Annotated in this window: 18 protein-coding genes, 2 tRNA genes and 1 pseudogene; 11 read left to right on the top strand and 10 right to left on the bottom strand. The window is 69.8% G+C overall.

The annotated features are described in order from the left end of the window. Positions 1–100 precede the first annotated feature (100 nt). The 10 genes and pseudogenes from Atro_RS11430 (at position 101) to cptA (ending at position 11,021) form a co-directional block, all read left to right on the top strand. A pseudogene (locus Atro_RS11430) lies at positions 101–2,595 on the top strand (circularly permuted type 2 ATP-grasp protein). After that, positions 2,592–3,506, top strand: coding sequence for a transglutaminase family protein (locus Atro_RS11425; protein ID WP_497922374.1), 915 nt, complete (start codon positions 2,592–2,594; stop codon positions 3,504–3,506). Before Atro_RS11430 ends, Atro_RS11425 begins: the two are co-directional and overlap by 4 nt. Positions 3,507–3,545: 39 nt before the next feature. Then, the gene (locus Atro_RS11420) at positions 3,546–4,079 is read left to right on the top strand and encodes a DUF3617 domain-containing protein (protein WP_497922372.1); all 534 of its coding nucleotides are present in this window, start codon (positions 3,546–3,548) and stop codon (positions 4,077–4,079) included. A 25-nt stretch (positions 4,080–4,104) separates the two neighbouring features. Continuing rightward, positions 4,105–5,259: a 4Fe-4S dicluster domain-containing protein gene (locus Atro_RS11415; protein ID WP_497922371.1), complete on the top strand. Its 1,155-nt coding sequence runs from the start codon at positions 4,105–4,107 to the stop codon at positions 5,257–5,259. Further along, on the top strand, positions 5,246–5,704 hold the full coding sequence (locus tag Atro_RS11410) for a cyclic nucleotide-binding domain-containing protein (RefSeq protein WP_497922369.1): 459 nt from the start codon (positions 5,246–5,248) through the stop codon (positions 5,702–5,704). Before Atro_RS11415 ends, Atro_RS11410 begins: the two co-directional genes overlap by 14 nt. 1 nt (position 5,705) lies before the next feature. Continuing rightward, the gene (locus tag Atro_RS11405) at positions 5,706–6,536 is read left to right on the top strand and encodes an FAD/NAD(P)-binding protein (RefSeq protein ID WP_497922367.1); all 831 of its coding nucleotides are present in this window, start codon (positions 5,706–5,708) and stop codon (positions 6,534–6,536) included. 1 nt (position 6,537) lies between these two features. Beyond that, positions 6,538–7,308 carry an NADH-quinone oxidoreductase subunit B family protein gene (locus Atro_RS11400; RefSeq protein ID WP_497922365.1) on the top strand — a complete coding sequence of 257 codons (771 nt, stop codon included), beginning with the start codon at positions 6,538–6,540 and terminating at the stop codon, positions 7,306–7,308. Next, positions 7,298–8,587: a Ni/Fe hydrogenase subunit alpha gene (locus Atro_RS11395; RefSeq protein ID WP_497922363.1), complete on the top strand. Its 1,290-nt coding sequence runs from the start codon at positions 7,298–7,300 to the stop codon at positions 8,585–8,587. The genes Atro_RS11400 and Atro_RS11395 overlap by 11 nt, the downstream gene beginning before the upstream one ends. After that, entirely contained in the window at positions 8,584–9,087 is a 504-nt protein-coding gene (locus Atro_RS11390) for a hydrogenase maturation protease (RefSeq protein ID WP_497922362.1), read from the top strand. The genes Atro_RS11395 and Atro_RS11390 overlap by 4 nt, the downstream gene beginning before the upstream one ends. 164 nt (positions 9,088–9,251) lie before the next feature. Further along, complete coding sequence (cptA, locus tag Atro_RS11385; RefSeq protein WP_497922360.1) at positions 9,252–11,021, top strand: phosphoethanolamine transferase CptA; 1,770 nt, start codon at positions 9,252–9,254, stop codon at positions 11,019–11,021. Between the two features lie 154 nt (positions 11,022–11,175). Here the strand turns inward: cptA and Atro_RS11380 are convergent, their stop codons facing one another. Beyond that, positions 11,176–11,571 (bottom strand): hypothetical protein, encoded by a 396-nt coding sequence (locus Atro_RS11380; protein WP_497922358.1) that lies wholly within the window; start codon positions 11,569–11,571, stop codon positions 11,176–11,178. Positions 11,572–11,591: 20 nt separating this feature from the next. Here Atro_RS11380 and Atro_RS11375 point away from each other — a divergent pair, with 20 nt between their 5' ends. Beyond that, entirely contained in the window at positions 11,592–12,974 is a 1,383-nt protein-coding gene (locus tag Atro_RS11375) for an ATP-grasp domain-containing protein (RefSeq protein ID WP_497922356.1), read from the top strand. A 66-nt stretch (positions 12,975–13,040) separates the two neighbouring features. Here Atro_RS11375 and Atro_RS11370 read toward each other — a convergent pair whose 3' ends face one another. From Atro_RS11370 to Atro_RS11330, 9 genes are all read right to left on the bottom strand, one after another. After that, positions 13,041–13,604, bottom strand: coding sequence for a HupE/UreJ family protein (locus Atro_RS11370; protein ID WP_497922354.1), 564 nt, complete (start codon positions 13,602–13,604; stop codon positions 13,041–13,043). 32 nt (positions 13,605–13,636) lie between these two features. Further along, positions 13,637–13,858 (bottom strand): carbon monoxide dehydrogenase, encoded by a 222-nt coding sequence (locus tag Atro_RS11365; RefSeq protein ID WP_497922352.1) that lies wholly within the window; start codon positions 13,856–13,858, stop codon positions 13,637–13,639. A gap of 16 nt (positions 13,859–13,874) precedes the next feature. After that, complete coding sequence (locus Atro_RS11360; RefSeq protein ID WP_497922350.1) at positions 13,875–14,675, bottom strand: ATP-binding protein; 801 nt, start codon at positions 14,673–14,675, stop codon at positions 13,875–13,877. Further along, positions 14,666–15,898: an NAD(P)/FAD-dependent oxidoreductase gene (locus tag Atro_RS11355; RefSeq protein ID WP_497922349.1), complete on the bottom strand. Its 1,233-nt coding sequence runs from the start codon at positions 15,896–15,898 to the stop codon at positions 14,666–14,668. Before Atro_RS11355 ends, Atro_RS11360 begins: the two co-directional genes overlap by 10 nt. A 10-nt stretch (positions 15,899–15,908) precedes the next feature. Next, positions 15,909–16,934 carry an anaerobic carbon-monoxide dehydrogenase catalytic subunit gene (locus Atro_RS11350; protein WP_497922347.1) on the bottom strand — a complete coding sequence of 342 codons (1,026 nt, stop codon included), beginning with the start codon at positions 16,932–16,934 and terminating at the stop codon, positions 15,909–15,911. Continuing rightward, complete coding sequence (locus tag Atro_RS11345) at positions 16,862–17,806, bottom strand: anaerobic carbon-monoxide dehydrogenase catalytic subunit (RefSeq protein ID WP_497922345.1); 945 nt, start codon at positions 17,804–17,806, stop codon at positions 16,862–16,864. Before Atro_RS11345 ends, Atro_RS11350 begins: the two co-directional genes overlap by 73 nt. A 1-nt stretch (position 17,807) precedes the next feature. Next, on the bottom strand, positions 17,808–18,368 hold the full coding sequence (locus Atro_RS11340) for a 4Fe-4S dicluster domain-containing protein (RefSeq protein ID WP_497922343.1): 561 nt from the start codon (positions 18,366–18,368) through the stop codon (positions 17,808–17,810). Positions 18,369–18,706: 338 nt separating this feature from the next. Further along, positions 18,707–18,782 (bottom strand) — tRNA-Phe (locus tag Atro_RS11335). Between the two features lie 39 nt (positions 18,783–18,821). Next, positions 18,822–18,897 (bottom strand) — tRNA-Phe (locus Atro_RS11330). Positions 18,898–18,992: the final 95 nt, after the last annotated feature.

Raw genomic sequence — 18,992 nt, 5'->3', positions numbered from 1 at the left:
CGCAGTGGCCCGGAGGGACTGATTCGCGCGGATCTCCTCCCCGGGCCCTTGTGCCGGGGAGGGGAGCGCGAGGCGCAATCTCCCTGATTTCGAGTCACCCATGTCCAATCTGTTTGCCGACTATCCGCGCGACGGCGCGACCTACCACGAAGTCTTCGACGCCAACGGCAGGGTTCGCCCCCACTGGCGCGCGATGTTCGATTTCCTGCGGCGCCTCACGCCGGCGCAGCTGCGCCAGCGCCAGGCCCTGCTGACCCGGCAGATTCAGGAAAACGGGGTGACCTACAACGTCTACGCCGATCCCGACGGTGCCGACCGGCCTTGGGAGCTGGACCTGCTGCCCAACATCATCCCCGCCGAGGAGTGGCAGCAGCTCGCCGAGGGCGTGGCGCAGCGCGCGGCTCTGCTGAACGCCGTGCTGGCCGACATCTACGGCCCGCAGCGGCTGCTCGCCGAAGGCCTGTTGCCCACCGATCTGGTGTTCGGTCACAGCAACTTTCTCTGGGCCTGCCGGGGCATCGAGCCGCCGGGCGGCACCTGGCTGCACGTCTACGCGGTGGACCTGGCGCGCGCGCCGGACGGCCGCTGGTGGGTCACCGCCGACCGCACCCAGGCGCCGTCCGGCGCCGGCTATGCGCTGGAGAACCGCCAGTTCGTCTCGCGCGCCTTCCCCGACCTGTACCGCGACCTGCGCGTGCAGTACGTGGCCGGCTATTTCCACACCCTGCGCGAGACCGTGGCGCGCGAGGCGCCGACCGATGGCGAGACGCCGCTGGTGGTGCTGCTGACCCCGGACGCTTCAACGAGACCTACTTCGAGCACCTCTATCTGGCCCGCCAGCTCGGCTACCCGCTGGTCGAGGGCAGCGATCTGACGGTGCGCGACGCCACCGTCTACCTGAAGACCCTCGACGGCCTGAAACGGGTCCACGCCCTGCTGCGCCGTCTCGACGACGATTACTGCGATCCGCTGGAGCTGCGTACCGATTCCGCCCTCGGCGTGCCCGGCCTGCTCGAGGCGGTGCGCGCGGGCCGCGTGCTGGTGGCCAACGCCCTCGGCAGCGGCGTGCTGGAGTCGCCGGGGCTGCCGGGCTTCCTGCCGGCGATCAGCCAGCGGCTGTTCGGCGAGGATCTGCTGCTGCCGTCCATCGCCAGCTGGTGGTGCGGCGAGCCGCCGGTGCTGCAGGAGGTGCTGAAGAAGCTGCCGCAGCTGATGATCCGCTCGGCCTATCCGTCGCGGCATTTCGACCCGCTGTTCGGCCCCGAACTGGACGCCAGGCAGCGCATGGCCCTGGCCGAGCGTCTGCGCCAGCAGCCCTACGCTTATGTCGGCCTGGAGCGTCCGCAGCTGTCGCGGGCGCCGGTCTGGCAGGGCGAACACGGCAAGCTGGAGGCGCGGCCGATCGGCATGCGGGTGTTCGCCGTGGCCAGCGCCGACGGCTACCGGGTGATGCCCGGCGGCCTGACCCGGGTCGCCGCGCATGCCAATGCCGAGATGCTGTCGATGCAGCGCGGCGGAGCGAGCAAGGACACCTGGGTGCTCGGTGGCCGCCACGCCGCCAGCGAGCCCTGGCAGTGGGTGCGCCCGCTGGGGGTGGCCGACATCGTGCGCAGCGACCCCTATCTGCCGTCGCGGGTGGTGGAAAACCTCTACTGGTTCGGCCGCTACAGCGAGCGTTGCGAGGAGGGCGCCCGCCTGCTGCGCATCATGCTGGCCGGCTACGTCGACAACGGCAACGATCCGCAGGCCCAGCAGGCCGCCTTGTCGGTGGCCGAAGGCCTCGGCCTGCTGCCGATGCCGTCCTGCGACTGCGACCTGGAAACCCGGCTGCGCCGTGCCGTGCTGGGCAAGGACTGGCCGTCCAGCCTGCGCAACAACCTGCACTCCCTGCACATGGCTGCAGCCAGCGTGCGCGGCAAGCTGTCCCAGCAGAACTGGCAGGCCCTGCTGGAGCTGCAGCGGGCGGCCCACTGCCTGGAGAACGAGGAGGCCGACCTCGGCGAATTGCTGGACTTCCTCGACAGCCAGCTGGTGTCCATGGCGGCCCTCGCCGGCTTCGTCCTCGACGACATGACCCGCGACCACGGCTGGCTGTTCCTGCTGATCGGCTGCCGCATCGAGCGCCTGCAGTTCCTCGCCGAGAGCATCGCCGGCTTCCTGCGCGGCCGCGCCGTGCACGACCAGTCGGCGCTGGCCTGGCTGCTCGAGCTGGGCAACAGCAGCATCACCTACCGCACCCGCTACCTGGCCACCGCGCAGCTGATCCCGGTGCTCGACCTGCTCCTGCTCGACGAGCAGAACCCCCATGCGGTGCTCTACCAGCTGCACGTGCTGCGCACCTCGCTGCGCCGCCTCGGCGCCAGCTTCGAGATGGCGCCGGGGGTGGACCTGCAGGCCCTGCACGATCGGCTGGCCGCCTTCGACCTCGGGCGTCTGGAATACAACCCCTTCGCCTATCCCGACAATCCTGCCGCGCCGAACGAACTGGCCGACCTGCTCTGCGAGGTCTCCGCGGAGGCGGGGCGGCTTTCCGACCACCTCGGCCTGCGCTTCTTCGTTCACGTCGACGCCAGCCAACGGACCCAGTCGCGATGACTTCTGCCCATTACCGCATCGTCCACGCCACCCGCTACCGCTATTCGGCGCCGGTGTCCCTGGCCAAGCAGCTGGCCCACCTGTGGCCGCGCGACTGTCCCTGGCAGCGCTGCCGCAGCCGCGAGCTGCACATCGGCCCGCCGCCGACCTGGCGGGTCGACGACCTCGATGCGTTCGGCAACCCGCTGACCCGCATGGCCTTCGAGTGCCCGCACCACGAGCTGGAGGTGCGCGCCCGGCTGCAGGTCGAGGTGCTGCCGCGCCCGCTCTTCGACCTGGCCGACTCGCCGGCCTGGGAGGAGGCTTGCCTGGGCCTGGCCTACAGCGGTCGGCCGCTGGATGCCGAGCAACTGGAGGCGGCGCGCTTTCGCTTCGACTCGCCCTACGTGCTCCTCGAGCAGGGCTTCGCCGCCTACGCCGACGACTGCTTCGTCGCCGGGCGGCCGCTGCTGCTGGCGGTGCAGGCGCTGATGGAGAAGATCTTCGAGGAGTTCACCTTCGATGCCTCCGCCACCCAGGTGGCCACGCCGCTCAAGCAGGTGCTCGAGGAGCGCCGCGGGGTCTGCCAGGACTTCGCCCACCTGATGCTCGCCTGCCTGCGCTCGCGCGGCCTCGCGGCGCGCTACGTCAGCGGCTACCTGCTGACCACCCCGCCGCCCGGCCAGCCGCGGCTGATCGGCGCCGACGCCTCGCACGCCTGGGTCTCGGTCTACTGCCCGCGCCAGGGCTGGGTCGACTTCGATCCGACCAACAACATGCGCCCGGCCCTGGAGCACATCACCCTGGCCTGGGGCCGCGATTTTGCCGACGTCTCGCCGCTGCGCGGGGTGATCCTCGGCGGCGGCAGCCACGACCCGGAGGTGAGCGTCACCGTCATGCCCCTGGCCGAGGCCGAGCGGCACGCGCTTTGACTGTGGGCCATCGTCCGGCCCTTCGAACAGGAGTTTCCGATGAAATCCCCGCTATCCTTGTTTCTGGCGACCGCCTTGGCGGCCGCTGCGTTGCCGGCGCAGGCGCTGGAAATCCTTCCCGGCCTCTGGGAATTCGAGTCCAAGGGGGTGGTGGCAGGCGGCATGCCGCTGCCCGACATGCAGGAAATCCGCGCGCAGATGCAGAAGCTGCCGCCCGAACGGCGCCAGGCGATGGAGGAGATGATGACCCGCCAGGGCGTCCAGATGGGCGACAAGGGCATGCGCGCCTGCCTGAGCGAGGCGCAGGTCAAGTCCCAGGCGCTGCCGTTCCAGGACGACCGCCCCGGCTGCACCCAGGAAGTGACCGAGCGCAGCGATCAGCGCTGGAAGTTCCGCTTCCACTGCCCGGACTCCCAGGGCGAGGGCGAAACCCGCTTCGCCAGCGACCGCGAATTCACCACCGTGGTGAACATCGTCACCGCCGGCAAGAGCGGCGTCACCCATATGGAATCCCATGCCCGCTGGGTGGGCAGCGACTGCGGCGGACTCGAACCCGGCCAGGGAGCCCGCTAGCCACTCCTACGAGGAGGCAGGAGAAATGGAGGTTCTGCCGACCACTGCGACCGCCGTCCTCGATTGCGACGGCCTGCAGGCCCTGATCGAGGCCCTGGCCGCCCGCGGCTTTCAGGTGCTCGGGCCGGTCGTGCGCGACGGGGCGATCGTCCATGACGAGATCGCCGGGGTCGCCGACCTGCCGGCCGGCTGGACCGACCGCCAGGCGCCCGGGCAGTACCGCCTGGAACGGCGCGGCGATCAGGCGCTGTTCGGCTTCGCCGCCGCGCCGCAGTCGTGGAAGCGCTTCCTGCATCCGCCGGTCGAAACCCTCTGGCGGGTGCGGCAGGGGGAGGGCGGACTGCTCTTCAGCACTGCCGCCGAGGCGACGCCCCGCTATGCCTTTCTCGGCGTGCGCGCCTGCGACCTCAAGGCCATCGCCATCCAGGACCGGGTGCTCTGCGCGGGCGATTATCGGGATAGCGCCTACGAGCAGCGGCGGCGCGCCGCCTTCATCGTCGCGCTGAACTGCTCCGAGGCCGGCGACACCTGCTTCTGCGTGTCCATGGGCAGTGGGCCCAAGGCTGAGGGCGCCTTCGATCTGGCGCTGACCGAACTGCTCGACGAGCGCCGCCACGAATTTCTGGTCGAGGTCGGCAGCGCGGCGGGCGCCGAGGTGCTGGCCGGCCTGCCGCAGCGAGCGGCGCTGGATGCCGACCGGGCGGCCGCCGCGGCGGTCGTCGCGCGTACCGCCGGGTGCATGGGCCGCCAGCTGGACACTGCTGATCTGCAGGCTCTCTTGCAGAGCAACCCGGAGCATCCGCGCTGGGACGAAGTCGCCGAGCGCTGCCTGACCTGCGCCAACTGCACCATGGTCTGCCCGACCTGTTTCTGCACCACGGTGGAGGACCACAGCGACCTGGCGGGCGGCTCCGCCGAGCGGGTGCGCCTGTGGGATTCCTGTTTCACCCTGGATTTTTCCTATATCCACGGCGGCAGCGTGCGGCAGACCGACAAGGGCCGCTACCGCCAGTGGATGACCCACAAGCTGTCCACCTGGTTCGACCAGTTCGGCAGCTCCGGCTGCGTCGGCTGCGGGCGCTGCATCACCTGGTGCCCGGTGGGCATCGACATCACCGAGGAGGCGGCGGCCATCCGCGCCACCCCCCACGTCCAGGGAGGGACCCATGGAGCGTCTTGAGGAGATCCTCGGCCGGCATCCCTTCTTCGCCGGCTTCGAGGCCGAGCACGGCCGGCTGGTCGCCGGCTGCGCGCGCAACGTGCGCTTCGCCGCCGGCCAGTACCTGTTCCGCGAGGGCGATCCGGCCGACGAGTTCTTCCTCATCCGCCACGGCAAGGTGGCCCTGGAGCTGGTCGAGCCGGGGCGGCCGCCGCTGGTCTTCGCTACCCTCGGCGAGGGCGAGATCGTCGGCGCCTCCTGGCTGCTGCCGCCGTATCGCTGGCGCCTCGCCGCCCGCGCGGTGGAGCTGACCCGGGCGATCGGCATCGACGCCGCCTGTCTGCGCGGCAAGTGCGAGACGGACCACCACCTGGGCTACGCGATGATGAAGCGTTTCCTGCCGATCCTGGTGGAGCGTCTGCAGGCCACCCGGCTGCAACTGCTCGATGTCTACGGAAGGCGCTGAGATGAGCGCCCCCGACCCTTTCCTGCCGCAGCCCTACCGGGTCGAGCGGCGCCGCCGCGAACTGATCGGCGCGGTGACCCTCGAACTCGCCCCGCTGGCCGGCGCGCGGCCGGATTTCGCGCCCGGCCAGTTCAACATGCTCTACGTGTTCGGCGTCGGCGAGGCGGCCATCAGCCTCAGCGGCGACGCCGAGCGCGGCACGACCTTCGTGCACACGGTGCGCAACGTCGGCGCGGTCAGCGGCGCGCTGAGCCGTCTGGAGGTCGGCGCGAGCGTCGGCGTGCGCGGGCCTTTCGGCCGTGGCTGGCCGCTGGCCGAAGCCGAAGGCGCGGATGTGCTGCTGGTCGCCGGAGGGCTCGGCCTCGCGCCGCTGCGCCCGGCGCTCTACGCGCTCCTCGCCCGGCGCGCGCGCTACGGCCGGGTGCTGATCATGGTCGGCAGCCGCAGTCCCGCAGACATCCTCTACCGCCGCGAGCTGGAGCACTGGCGCCGGCGTGCCGACCTCGAGGTGCTGCTCACCGTCGACCATGCCGACGCCGGCTGGCGCGGCCATGTCGGCGTGGTGCCGGCGCTGATCCCGCATGCCGGGCTGGACCCGGCGAAGACGCTGGCGCTGGTCTGCGGGCCGGAGGTGATGATGCGCTTCACCGCCAACGCCCTGCTCGCCGCCGGCATCCGGCCCGAGCGCATCCACCTGTCCATGGAGCGCAACATGAAATGCGCCGTCGCCCAGTGCGGGCACTGCCAGTTCGGGCCGTTCTTCGTCTGCAAGGACGGGCCGGTGCTGCGCTACGACCGCATCGGCGGCATCCTCGCCGTGCCGGAGATCTGAGATGGATTCACGCCCGCGCCTGGCGGTCTGGAAGTTCGCCTCCTGCGACGGCTGCCAGCTGTCGCTGCTCGACTGCGAGGACGAGCTGCTGTCGCTCGCCGGAGCCGTAGAGATCGCCTATTTCGCCGAGGCTTCCAGCACCATGGAAGGCGGCCCCTACGACCTCTCGCTGGTGGAGGGCTCGATCACCACGGCCCACGACGCCGAGCGCATCCGCGAAGTGCGCCGGCAATCGAAGTTCCTCGTCACCATCGGCGCCTGCGCCACCGCCGGGGGCATCCAGGCGCTGCGCAACTTCGCCGACGTGAACGACTACCTCGCAGTCGTCTACGCCTCGCCGCAGTACATCGAGACCCTGGCCACCTCGACGCCGATCGCCGCCCACGTGCCGGTGGACTTCGAGCTGCGCGGCTGCCCGATCAACAAGGTGCAACTGCTCGAAGTGCTCTCGGCCTTCCTCGCCGGGCGCCGGCCGGCGATCCCCACCTACAGCGTGTGCATCGAGTGCAAGCGGCGCGGCAACCTCTGCGTGATGGTGCAGGGCACGCCCTGCCTCGGCCCCGTGACCCAGGCCGGCTGCGGCGCGCTCTGTCCGGGCTGCCGGCGCGGCTGCTACGGCTGCTACGGGCCGATGGAGACCCCGGACACCGCCATGCTGGCGCGCCAGTGGAGCGCCATGGGTGTCGCGCCGCGGGACATCCGCCGCGCCTTCCACACCTTCAACGCCTGGGCGCCGGCATTCCGCGAGGAGGGCGAGGCCCATGACGACTAGAAGAATCACCGTCGACTACATGGCCCGCGTCGAGGGCGAGGGCTCCCTCGACCTGCATATCGAGAACGACCGGGTCAGTGCGGCGCGGCTCGGCATCTTCGAGCCGCCGCGCTTCTTCGAGGCCTTCCTGCGCGGCCGCGGCTTCGCCGAGACTCCGGACATCGTCGCGCGGATCTGCGGCATCTGCCCGGTGGCCTACCAGATGAGTGCGGTGCACGCCCTGGAGAACGCCTTCGGCGTGCGCGTCGAAGGGCAGCTGCGCGCGCTGCGCCGGCTCATCTACTGCGGCGAATGGATCGAGAGCCATGCGCTGCATGTGGTGATGCTGCACGCCCCGGACTTCCTCGGCTATCCGGACGCGATCCGCATGGCCGCCGCGCACGGCGAGCGGGTGCGCAGCGCCCTGGCGCTGAAGAAGGCCGGCAATTCGATCATCCGCCTGCTCGGCGGGCGCGAGATCCACCCGGTCAACGTCCGCGTCGGCGGCTTCTACCGGGTGCCGACCCGCGCCGAGCTGGCGCCGCTGGCCGAGGAACTGGGCCGCGCCCGCGAGTCCGCCGTCGAGCTGGTGCGCTGGGTGGCGGGCTTCGCCTTCCCGCGGATCGAGCGCGACTACGAGTTCGTCGCCCTGCGCCATCCGCACGAGTATCCGCTCAACGAGGGCCGGCTGGTCTCCAGCCGCGGCCTGGACATCGGCATCGCCGACTACGAGAGCGAATTCGAGGAGCGCCAGGTGCCGCATTCGACGGCGCTGCATTCGCTGCTCAAGCGCCGCGGCGCCTACCTGGTCGGGCCGCTGGCGCGCTATGCGCTGAACTTCGAGCGGCTGCCGGAATCGGTCCGTCAGCTCGCCGGCGAGGTCGGCCTCGGTCCGGTGTGCCGCAATCCCTTCCAGAGCATCGTGGTGCGCGCCCTGGAAATCCTCTACGCCTGCGAGGAGGCGCTCGGCATCATCGCCGCCTACCGGATGCCGGCCGTCGCCGCCGTGCCGGTGGAGCCGCGCGCCGCCACCGGCTTCGGCTGCACCGAGGCGCCGCGCGGCACCCTCTGGCACCGCTACCGGCTGGCCGCCGACGGGACCATCGAGGACGCGCGCATCGTTCCGCCCACTTCCCAGAACCAGCCGAGCATCGAGGCGGACCTGGAGGCGGTCGCCACGCCGCTGCTCGACCAGCCGGAGGAGGTCATCCGCCAGCGCTGCGAGCTCGCCATCCGCAACTACGACCCGTGCATCTCCTGCTCGACGCACTTCCTCCGGCTGGCGCTGCACCGTCCATGAGCGGGACCGCCGACAACGGCGCGGTACTGGTGCTCGCCCTGGGCAATCCGCTGCGCGGCGACGACGGCATCGGTCCGGCGGTCGCCGCCCGGCTGCGCGGCCGGCTGCCGGCGGACGTCGTGCTGTGCGAATGCGGCGACGATGTGCTGGGGCTGATCGGGACGTGGAGCGGCGTCGAGGCGCTGGTCTGCGTGGATGCCTCGGCGCCGCAGGGCGTGCCGGGACGCATCCGCCGGCTCGATCTGGCCACCGAGGAGTTGTTTCAGGATTTTTCCCTGACCTCCAGTCACGGCTTCGGCCTGGCCGAAGCGCTGGGGCTGGCCCGCGTCCTCGGCGCGGTGCCGCCGCGGGTGGTCGTGTATGCCGTGGAAGGCTGCCGTTTCGTGGCCGGGGCACCCCTGAGCGCCGCGGTTGCCGCCGCCGTGGACGAAGTCGCCGAGCGCGTGCTCGCCGAACTCGCCGCCTTCCGACGGTCGGCAGAGGGCGCCGGCGCGCCCTGAGCCAGCCGTCTTTGCCCGTCCGGCCGCGGGCGTTCTGCAACTTTTGTCGGGGCGTTCATGGCATTTTGCTATGACGATTCTTGACGAAGTTTTCACCGCGGATTCGGCATAGTCCGTGCAAGGCCGGGGCAAGCCCGGCATTCGCTCGCTGCATCGAGGAACCCATGGCAACAACGAAATCTGCACCCGCCGGGCGTAGTGGCATCGACTGGGCCGGACTCGGCTGGATGTTCCTGTTCTTCTGGTATTTCTCCGGCGTCACCCAGACGCTGATCTGGGCCTCGGACGTCGCCGGCTTCAGCGGCTTCCGCCAGGCCTTCCTGGCCAGCGCCCTGTGGCTGGTGCCCCTGCTGCTGTTTCCTGCCCGCACCCGGCTGCTCGCCGGGGCGATCGGCGCCGTGCTCTGGCTGTGCTCGCTGAGCGGCTTCGGCTATTTCCTGGTGTACGGCCAGGAGTTCTCGCAGAGCGTCATCTTCATCATGTTCGAATCGAACGTGAACGAGGCGAGCGAGTACCTGGGGCACTACTTCGCCTGGTGGATCGTGCTGGCCATGATCGCCTACGGCTTCGGCGGCTGGCTGCTGTGGCGCAAGGTGCGCCCGGTGTACCTGCCGCGCCGGGCGGCGCTGGTCGCCAGCCTGCTGCTGTTCACCAGCTCCGTCGGCTATCCGGCGGCGCGCCAGTTCCTCAAGCACGGCGAGTTCCAGGCAGGGCTGGAGGACTTCGAGAAGCGCATCGAGGCGGCCTCGCCCTGGCAACTGGTGATCGGCTACCGTCACTACCTCAAGCAGCTGTCCAACATGGAGAGCCTGCTGGCCAGCCGCGAGCAGATTCCGCCGCTGAAAAACCTGGTCGACGCCCATGCCGGACAGCCCTCGACCCTGGTGCTGGTCATCGGCGAATCGACCAACCGCCAGCGCCTGAGCCTCTACGGCTATCCGCGGCCGACCACCCCCAACCTCGACAAGCTGCGCGGCGAGCTGCAGGTGTTCGACAACGTGGTCACCCCGCGCCCCTACACCATCGAGGCGCTGCAGCAGGTGCTGACCTTCGCCGACCAGGAACACCCGGACCTCTACCTGACCACGCCCTCGCTGGTCAGCGTGATGAAGCAGGCCGGCTACAAGACCTACTGGATCACCAACCAGCAGACGATGACCAAGCGCAACACCATGCTCACCACCTTCTCCAGGCAGGCGGACGAGCAGGTCTATCTGAACAACAACCGCGACCAGAACGCCCGCCAGTACGACGGCGACGTGCTCGAGCCGTTCGCCAAGGTGCTGGCCGACGACGCGCCGCGCAAGTTCGTGGTGGTGCACCTGCTGGGCACCCACATGCGCTACAAGTACCGCTACCCGGAGGAGTTCGAGCGCTTCACCGACCGCAGTGGAGTGCCGGCCAGCGTCACCGACGACCAGCTGCCGACCTACAACAGCTACGACAACGCCGTGCTGTACAACGACTACGTGGTCTCCTCGCTGATCGAGCGCTTCCGCGCCACCGACCCCAACGGCTTCCTGTTGTATCTGGCCGACCACGGCGAGGCGGTGTTCGATGCGCCCGATCCCCAGGTGCTCGGCCGCAACGAGGCCGCGCCGACCGGCCCGATGTACACCGTGCCGTTCATCCTGTGGAACGCGCCGAAGTGGCAGGCGCAGCAGCCGCGCGATTTCAGCGCCAGCCTGCACCGTCCCTACAGCAGCTCGCACTTCATCCACACCTGGGCGGACCTGGCCGGCCTGCGCTTCGACGAGCTGGAGCCGAGCAAGAGCCTGGTGAGTGATGCGTTCAAGCCGCATCCGCTGCTGATCGGCAATCCGGAGCAGCCGAAGAACCTGATCGACTTCAGCCTGATCAAGCCGAAGAAGCCCGCCGCGGCGAGCACCGAGCTGGTCCAGCAGGAACGCGAGACCAAGGAGCGGCCGCTGTAGCTCCTGTCCGTCCTGTTCGTCTCCGTCCGGAGGCGGGCAGGGCGGACGGTCCCGCCTCGCCGCTTTTCGTTTACGCCGGGTTCGCCCGGCGTTTTCGTGTTCGGCTACCGCGTTTCGGTTGCGCCGGCTCACCGTGGTCGTCCGCGCCCGCTGGCTATGCTGGTGTCCAGAGCGTCCGGCACGGCGCGGAAAGGGAGGCAGTATGGGTGATGAACATTCCGGCTGCGGCCGGACGACCGGGCTTGCCGCTGGCACCGGCCTTCTCCGCCAGGGCTTCGGAACTACGGTCGATGCGCTGAACGATGCCTGTTTCTGCATCAGTCTCGATCACCGGGCCCTCGACGCGGCCCTCGCAACCGAGCTGGGCGATCCGCGGCTCGCGGCGCTGCTGCGCGAGCGCTGTCCGCATGTCTTCGCCGAGTACCCCGTGTTCGTGGCGCCGGCGCAGTTGCAGCGTATCGAGGCGGTGGTCAGGGCCGTGGAGCAGGTGGTGGCGTTGCCGGCGTGGCGCGAGCAGGCGCTGGCGGCGGCGCCGGCCATCGCCCGCCACGACGTGCGCGGGTCAGGGGCGTGTTCTTCGGCTACGACTTCCACGTCGAGGGCGACACGCTCGGTCTCATCGAAATCAACACCAATGCCGGCGGGGCGATGCTCAACGCGGTGCTGGCGCGGGCGCAGCGCGTCTGCTGCGAGGGCGTCGCGCCGCTGCTGCCGGGCCGCGAAGGCGTGGAGGGCTTCGAGCGGGCCATGCCGGAGATGTTCCGGCACGAATGGCGCGCGACCGGCCGGCAGGCGCCGCTGCGCCGCGTGGCGATCGTCGACGAGGCGCCGGAGCGCCAGTACCTGTATCCGGAATTCCTGCTGTTCCAGCACCTGCTCGGCGGGCACGGCATCGAGACCCTGATCGCCGACCCGGCGGAACTCGAGCTGCGCGACGGCCGGCTGTTGCTGGGCGAGCAGGCCATCGACCTGGTGTACAACCGCCTGACCGATTTCTATCTGCAGGGCGAGGACTGCCGGGCCTTGCGCGAGGCCTATCTGAGCGATGCCGTGGTGCTGACGCCGCATCCGCAGGCGCATGCCCTCTATGCCGACAAACGGCGTCTGGCCGATCTGAGCGATCCCGAGGTGCTGGCGCGCCTGGGCGTCGCGCAGGAGGCGCAGGCGATCCTGCTGCGCGACGTGCCGCGCACGCGGCTGGTGCGGGCCGAGGATGCCGAGCGCCTGTGGGCCGGGCGGCGCGGGCTGTTCTTCAAGCCGGTCAGCGGCTTCGGCAGCCGTGGCGCCTACCGCGGCGACAAGCTCACCAGGCGCGTCTGGCAGGACATCCTGGCCGGCGGCTATGTCGCCCAGGCGCTGGTGGTACCGGGCGAGCGGCGTACCGCGACGGGCCAGCCGATGAAATACGACCTGCGCGCCTACGTCTACGACGGGCAGATCCAGTGGCTGGCCGCGCGCGTCTACCAAGGGCAGACCACCAATTTCCGCACCGAGGGCGGCGGCTTTGCGCCGGTGTTCACCCTGAGCGAGCCCGGCCGGGGCGGCACGCCGGAGCCGGGTGAGTACCGGTCCCATACCTTCCTGCTGGACGAAGCCGGGCAGATCCATTCCCTGCCGCACCCGCTCTATGTGGCGCTGGTGCACGCCGAGTCCGCACTGCCCGCGCTGGCCGGCAGACGCTTCCGGCTTGCCGACTGGTATGTGCGCCTGCGGGACGGCGTTGCCGAACAACTGCTGAACGAGTGGTACGGTTGGGTGGAGATAGCTGCCGACGGTCGCTTCCGGCCGGCACCGGCCGTGGGCAATGGCGAAGCCGCCGGCGCCGTCGACGCGAGCGCGCTGCCGACCGCCGAGGAGCACGCGCGCATGGCGGCGCTGGTCTTCGGGCAGGGGAGCGGAGGTGTCGGCGCTGCCGGAGCGCGGGAGCCGCACGGCGAGCCCCGGGGCGTCTGAGCCGGCCGGAAAGCAAAAAGGCCCACCGCACGGGCGAGCCTTTTCCTCAGGGAGCGGGCCTGGCGCTCAGAGCATCATCAGCGCACCGCTGGCGGCGATGAGTGCGCCGGCGCTGCGGGCCAGCAGGGGCAGGCGCCGCTGCACGGCGGTGGCGAGCAGGCCGCCGCCCAGGTGCAGGCTCAGACTGGCGGCGAGGAAGCCGCCGGCGAAGGCGGCCAGGCTGCCGCTGGCCTCGGCGCCGTGGCCGTGGCCATGGAACAGGGCGAAGGCACCGGCCAGGGCCAGCGAGACAGTGGCCGGCAGGCGCGCGGCGCAGGCGATCAGCAGGCCGAGCAGCAGCACCGAGAGGGCGATGCCGGTTTCCACCAGCGGCAGGCCGATGCCGTTGGCGCCGAGCAGGAAGCCGCCCAGCAGGGCGGCGAGGAAGGCCGCCGGCATGGCGAATTTCAGGGCGCGCGGCTGCAGGGCGGCCCAGATGCCGATGGCCAGCATCGCCAGCAGGTGGTCGGCGCCGCCGAAGGGGTGCAGCAGGCCGGCGATCAGGCCGTTGCCGTCATGCCCGGGGTGGGCGAAGGCGGCGCCGGGCAGCAGGGGCAGGGCGAGCAGGGGCAGAAGGTGGCGTGTTTTCATGGCTATGGTTCCTGGGGTCGGCCCCGGCGGGCTCAGTTCTGCCCGCCGCCGGGGCGCTTCAGGCCCTGGAGGTTGGAGTGGGAGTGGTGGTGGACGGCCCCCGGCCCATGCGGCGCCAGATGGACATGGACGTGGCTGTGCACCGTGCCGTCGGCATGGATGTGCTCGTGCTCGTGTTCGATGAGCTGGCCCGGCATGGCATGGGCATGGCCGACGGAGGGGGAGGCGGTGCCGCAGTTGCAGTTCTCGCACATGTTCGTTCGCTCCTTTTTATGCGGGTTCGCCGGCTCGGGCCAGGCGCTCGATGGCTTCGGCAATCGAAGCGACTTCCCGGGCCAGCTCGGGCGACAGGTCATAGAGCGGCGCGCCGGAGCGGTCGGCGGCCATCGCCGCCGGCGACATCTCCAGGCAGCCGGCCAGCGGCAGGCTGCCGGCCGCGTCCGTGAAGAACGCCCGGTCCTCGGCGCCGGTCGCCTTGTTGCCGACCAAGAGCAGCTTGTCGATGCCGATGTCGCGGGCCAGCACCTCTACCTGGCGGACGGTGCGCAGGCTGCGGTTGGTCGGCTCGGCCACCGCCAGCATGACGTCCACCGCCTCGGCGGTACCGCGGCCGAGGTGTTCGACGCCAGCGTACAGGTCGAGCAGGACCACCTCGTCGCGCTCCAGCAGCACGTGCCGGACCAGTTGCTTGAGCAGGGTGCTGGCCGGGCAGATGCAGCCCGAGCCGCCCTTCTGCACGGCGCCCAGCAGCAGCAGGCGGATGTTGCCCAGGCTCGCCGAGAAGCGCTCGGGGATGTCGGAAACCCGGGGATTGAGCTTGAACATCCCGCCGCTGCCGCCGCGCGGGTCGCTGCCGGTGCGCTCGGCGATCAGCTCGGCCATTTCGGAGATCGGCAGCAGATCCATCAGCACCGACTCGGAAAAGCCCAGTGCCGGTCCCAGGCAGGGCGAGGGGTCGGCGTCGATGGCCAGGACCCGGCGGCCCTGTTTGGCGTAGTGGTGAGCGAGCAGGCCGGTCAGGGTCGTCTTGCCGACCCCGCCCTTGCCGCTGATGGCGATTTTCAGGCCCATTTGACTGCCCTCAGGGGTTCCAGGGTGTGGATGTAACCGAAGCCGGGATGCGCCAGATGCGTTCCGAAGCGCTCGACGGCGATGCCCTTCTTCATCATCTCGTGCAGCACGCCGGTGCCGTTGATCTCGCCGATCAGCTGGCCGCCGGCCACCCGGCCGTCCTTGAGCAGGACCTTGCGCACCGCGCCCTTGTCGTCCTGCCAGCGCAGAGAGGTTTCACCGGCCTGCACGCCGAACGAGGCGATGGGCAGGTCGAAGACGCGCACGACGTTGACCGCTTCCAGTCCCGGATGGCGCCGGTCGATTCCCAGCATGTTGCATGCCGCGATCCGGCCGGTGGAAACCGCGTTCGGCCAGTTGGGCACCACCCGGTGCTTGTCCGGGGCGTCCGGGCGCTCGATGACGTCGCCGGCGGCGAACACGCCTTCGACGCTGGTCTGCATCCGCGCGTCGACCAGAATGCCCCGGTTGCCGGCGATGCCGCTGCCCTCGAGGATCGACAGGTCGGCACGCACCCCGGCGGCGCAGATCACCAGCTCGCAGGGGATTTCGACTCCGCCGGCCAGCACGCCGCGCACGCCGTCGTCGCCTTCGAGGATGCGCTCGGCGCCGCAGCCGGTGTGCACCTGCACGCCGTGCGCGACCAGCCGCCGCTCGACGAGGGCGGCCATGTCGCTGTCCAGCATGGCCGGCAGCACATGACTCTGGGCTTCCAGCAGGGTCACCGCCAGTCCGTGGCGGACCAGGGCCTGCACCGCCTCCAGGCCGATGAAGCCGGAGCCGATGACCACCGCGCGCTGGGCGACCTCGAGCCTCTCCAGAATGCCGTCGGCATCGCCCAGGGTCTTCAGCTCGAACACCCCCCTGGCGGTGGCAAGGCCGGGAATCGGCGGGACGAACGCCTTGGAGCCGGTGGCGATTAGCAGCTTGTCGTAGCCGATGGCTTGGTCTCCGGTCCAGACCTGACGGGCCGGCGGATCGATCCGCCGCACCGGGCAGCCGTAGCGGATGTCGATTCCGGTGCGGGCGTAGAAGTCCGGGTCGCGTAGGAAGAGATGGTCCTTGGGGACGCTGCCTTCCACGTACTCGGCCAGCGGACAGGGGGAGTAGAAGGGCACGCTCTCCCGGGAGAGCATGACGATCTCGCAGCTCCGGTCCTGCCCGCGGAGGGTCTCGGCGGCGGAGATCGCCGCCGGTCCGTTGCCGATGATGACGATCTTCATGCCGCCTCCGTCAGATGCCGAGCGCCGCGCGCTTCTCGGCGATATGCGCGACCATCCAGTCGGCGGCGCCCTTGGGCTCCAGCTCCACCCGCACCACGGCGCCGGTCAGCTCCTGCAGGTCCTCGGTGAGCAGCTTGGTGACCATCGGGCCGCCGAGGATGCGCGGCGCCGGGGCGATGTGACAGGACACGCCGAGCGCCAGGAAGGAGCCGCCGATGGACACGGCCTTCTCCTGCACCAGCTCCGGCGCCGAACCCACCGCGGGCAACTGGCCGACCTTGACGCCGAGGCGCTCGGCCAGCGCCACCATCAGATCGACGATGCGCGAGTTGTCGACGCAGGCGCCCATGTGCCAGACCGGCGGCAGCGGGCCGTCGAGGCCGGCGGCCTTGCCCAGCACCTCAAGCACCGCCTTGAGGCCGTCGCCGCAGTAGCGGTAGGTCGCCTCGCTGGTCATCAGGCCGTCCTGGGCGCAGATGTGCGCGGTGCAGCCGGTGGTCAGCACCAGCACGTTCTGGCGCAGCAGATGCTTGACCATCTCCTCGGTCATGGCGTTGTCGCGGAACTTGATGCTCGAGCAGCCGACCACCCCGACGAAGCCGAAGATGTTGCCGTTGGCCACGTTGTCGATCACCGGCTTGAGCGGGTCCTCGGCATCCAGCTTGGAGAGCAGGTCGATGATCGCTTCCACCGACAGGCCGGCCACTGCCGTGCTCTTGTGCTGGGGAATGTCGACCGGCTTGCCGCGCCGGCGGCGGAAGGCGTCGATGGCCGCCTGGACGATCTCGCGGGCGCTCTCGTCGGCATGCTGCGGCTCGAATGGGATGTGCCGGGCGTCGGGAATCCGGACCATGGCGTCGGTGGTGATGAAAGCGGTGTCGAAGCACTTGGCGACCTGGGCCAGCTGCGGCCAGATGCACTGGATGTCGACCACCATGGCGTCGACCGCGCCGGTGGCGAGGATCAGCTCGGTCTGCGAGTTGTGCGCGCCAGCTTGACGCCGTGGCGCATGCTCAGCTCGTTGCCGGTGCAGCACACGCCGACCACGTTGATGCGCTCGGCACCGGCGGCGAGGGCCTCGCCCTCCAGCTTCTCGGCCCACTCGAGGATCTTCTCCGAGAGCACCGGGTTGTGGCCGTGGGCGGCGAGGTTGACGCTGTTCTCCTCCAGCACGCCGACGGCGGCCTCGGTCACCGCGATCTCCGGCACGCCGAACAGGATGTCCTGCAGGTCGACGCACAGGGTCAGGCCGGTCCAGCCGTCGATCAGGCTCATCTTCAGCACCCGTAGCATCAGCGAGACCGGATCGGCGTCGTTGCCCATCGAGGTGGCGTGCATCGCCGTCTCGATCTCGTTGTGCGGGTTGGAGTACATCAGCCCCAGATCGCTCCACAGCGCCTGCTCCGCGGCCGGCGCGCGCTTGCTGAGCCAGTTGTTCGGCAGCTCGTCCTGGCGGCCGAAGTCCTCCAGGGCGATATTCACCAGGTCGCGGCAGATGTCGTTGACCTCGCGGCCCTCGGTCGGCACGCCGAAGGTCTTGGCCAGGGCCATCACCTTGGACACGCCCTTGACCTGATAGGGGGCCTTGCCGTTTAGCGCGTCGCGTAGGGTCAGGAGCACATGGCGGGCATGGCCGACGTGGGAGGCGGTGCCACCCACGGTGTCGCGCAGCAGGTTGCGGGCGACCATGGCGTCGGGGCTCAGGCCGCAGACGCCGGTCTTCGGGCCGTTGCCGAACGGGTCGATGCGGCACGGGCCCATGTAGCAGATGCGGCAGCAGGTGCCTAGTTCGCCGAAGCCGCACTGCGGGCTCATGACCTCCAGGCGGTCGCGGGCGGTGGCAAAGCCTTTGTCGTGGGCGACCTTGAGCAGGGCGCCCTCGATGACGGGAAGCGTTGTATCGGCCATATCAGTGGGTTCTCTTCAAGGATCGCAGAATGTCCATGCCGTTGGTTTCGGTCGCCTGGCCGCCGCAGACGGCCGCCTTGGCCGTCGCCTGCCGGCGCTGCGCCGCGAATTCTTCGGGGGTGAGGTAGAGGAGGGTGCCGGTCGGGCAGGCCGCCACGCAGGCCGGCGCCTCGCCCTTGGCCGTGCGCTCGGGGCAGCGGTCGCATTTCAGCGCCTTCTTGCTCGACTGGTCGGCCGTCACCCCGCCGAAGGGGCAGACGACCACGCACATCCAGCAACCGATGCACTTGTTGGAGTCGGAAAACACTGCGTCGGTCCCGCAATCGCGCTGCATGGCGCCGGTGGGGCAGGCGGTGATGCACGAGGCGTCGCTGCAGTGCTGGCAGCGCGACGGGTAGCTGTAGGCGCCGACGCCTTCCACGCTGATGCGCCGCTGCGGCGGCGGGGTTTCCAGGATGGCGCCGGCCAGGGTTTTCGACTGCGAGTGTTCGACCGCACAGGCGATTTCGCACGACTTACAGGCGACACAATTCTCGACCACGGTGAAGATGGTTTTGGACATGCCTTCTCTCCTGTTCCGGAAGGCGTGCGAGTCTTTCCCGCATCGGCCGGATCAGTAGCAAATGTGAATTCCGAACGTAGCCTTTTCGCGTCGGCGGCCATGCCGCAGACAAGGTATTCCCAGGCACGGTAGCGGGGAGGCAGGGGCTTGTCTGTCGGCTGGCCGACACCTGGCCTCGAATAGCCATGGCGGGTGTGTGGGAAAGGGCTTTGGCGAGTGTCCGACAGGAAGGCGGGAGGGGGAGGCATCGGCGCGTCGATGCGGACTTGGCCCGAAAATGAGCGAGCCGGAAACACGAAGGCCCCGCACATCGGGGTGTGCGGGGCCTTCGTCGAATATGGTGCCCAGGGACGGAATCGAACCGCCGACACGGGGATTTTCAATCCCCTGCTCTACCGACTGAGCTACCTGGGCGAAAGGGCGTTGCGACTCTGGAGTGCCACTCGAGGAAAGTGGTGCCCAGGGACGGAATCGAACCGCCGACACGGGGATTTTCAATCCCCTGCTCTACCAACTGAGCTACCTGGGCAACAACGGCCGGCATTAAACCTTCTTGACGCCGGAGCGTCAACTGTGGCCGGCGAAAAAATTAGCTTTTTTAATCGGTTAGCACGTCTCCGCGAG

The sequence above is a fragment of the Azotobacter tropicalis genome (assembly GCF_059739045.1).
Note: the sequence above shows the minus strand (reverse complement) of the source record. Positions and strands in the feature narration are given on the sequence as shown.

Excerpts from the sequence above, each read along its gene's own strand:
- Atro_RS11355 (WP_497922349.1), bottom strand. The coding sequence starts at position 15,898 with ATGAAGATCGTCATCATCGGCAACGGACCGGCGGCGATCTCCGCCGCC.
- Atro_RS11370 (WP_497922354.1), bottom strand. The coding sequence starts at position 13,604 with ATGAAAACACGCCACCTTCTGCCCCTGCTCGCCCTGCCCCTGCTGCCC.
- Atro_RS11415 (WP_497922371.1), top strand. The coding sequence starts at position 4,105 with ATGGAGGTTCTGCCGACCACTGCGACCGCCGTCCTCGATTGCGACGGC.
- Atro_RS11340 (WP_497922343.1), bottom strand. The coding sequence starts at position 18,368 with ATGTCCAAAACCATCTTCACCGTGGTCGAGAATTGTGTCGCCTGTAAG.
- Atro_RS11420 (WP_497922372.1), top strand. The coding sequence starts at position 3,546 with ATGAAATCCCCGCTATCCTTGTTTCTGGCGACCGCCTTGGCGGCCGCT.
- Atro_RS11395 (WP_497922363.1), top strand. The coding sequence starts at position 7,298 with ATGACGACTAGAAGAATCACCGTCGACTACATGGCCCGCGTCGAGGGC.
- Atro_RS11400 (WP_497922365.1), top strand. The coding sequence starts at position 6,538 with ATGGATTCACGCCCGCGCCTGGCGGTCTGGAAGTTCGCCTCCTGCGAC.
- Atro_RS11425 (WP_497922374.1), top strand. The coding sequence starts at position 2,592 with ATGACTTCTGCCCATTACCGCATCGTCCACGCCACCCGCTACCGCTAT.
- Atro_RS11345 (WP_497922345.1), bottom strand. The coding sequence starts at position 17,806 with ATGGCCGATACAACGCTTCCCGTCATCGAGGGCGCCCTGCTCAAGGTC.
- Atro_RS11360 (WP_497922350.1), bottom strand. The coding sequence starts at position 14,675 with ATGGGCCTGAAAATCGCCATCAGCGGCAAGGGCGGGGTCGGCAAGACG.
- cptA (WP_497922360.1), top strand. The coding sequence starts at position 9,252 with ATGGCAACAACGAAATCTGCACCCGCCGGGCGTAGTGGCATCGACTGG.
- Atro_RS11365 (WP_497922352.1), bottom strand. The coding sequence starts at position 13,858 with ATGTGCGAGAACTGCAACTGCGGCACCGCCTCCCCCTCCGTCGGCCAT.
- Atro_RS11390 (WP_497922362.1), top strand. The coding sequence starts at position 8,584 with ATGAGCGGGACCGCCGACAACGGCGCGGTACTGGTGCTCGCCCTGGGC.
- Atro_RS11405 (WP_497922367.1), top strand. The coding sequence starts at position 5,706 with ATGAGCGCCCCCGACCCTTTCCTGCCGCAGCCCTACCGGGTCGAGCGG.
- Atro_RS11410 (WP_497922369.1), top strand. The coding sequence starts at position 5,246 with ATGGAGCGTCTTGAGGAGATCCTCGGCCGGCATCCCTTCTTCGCCGGC.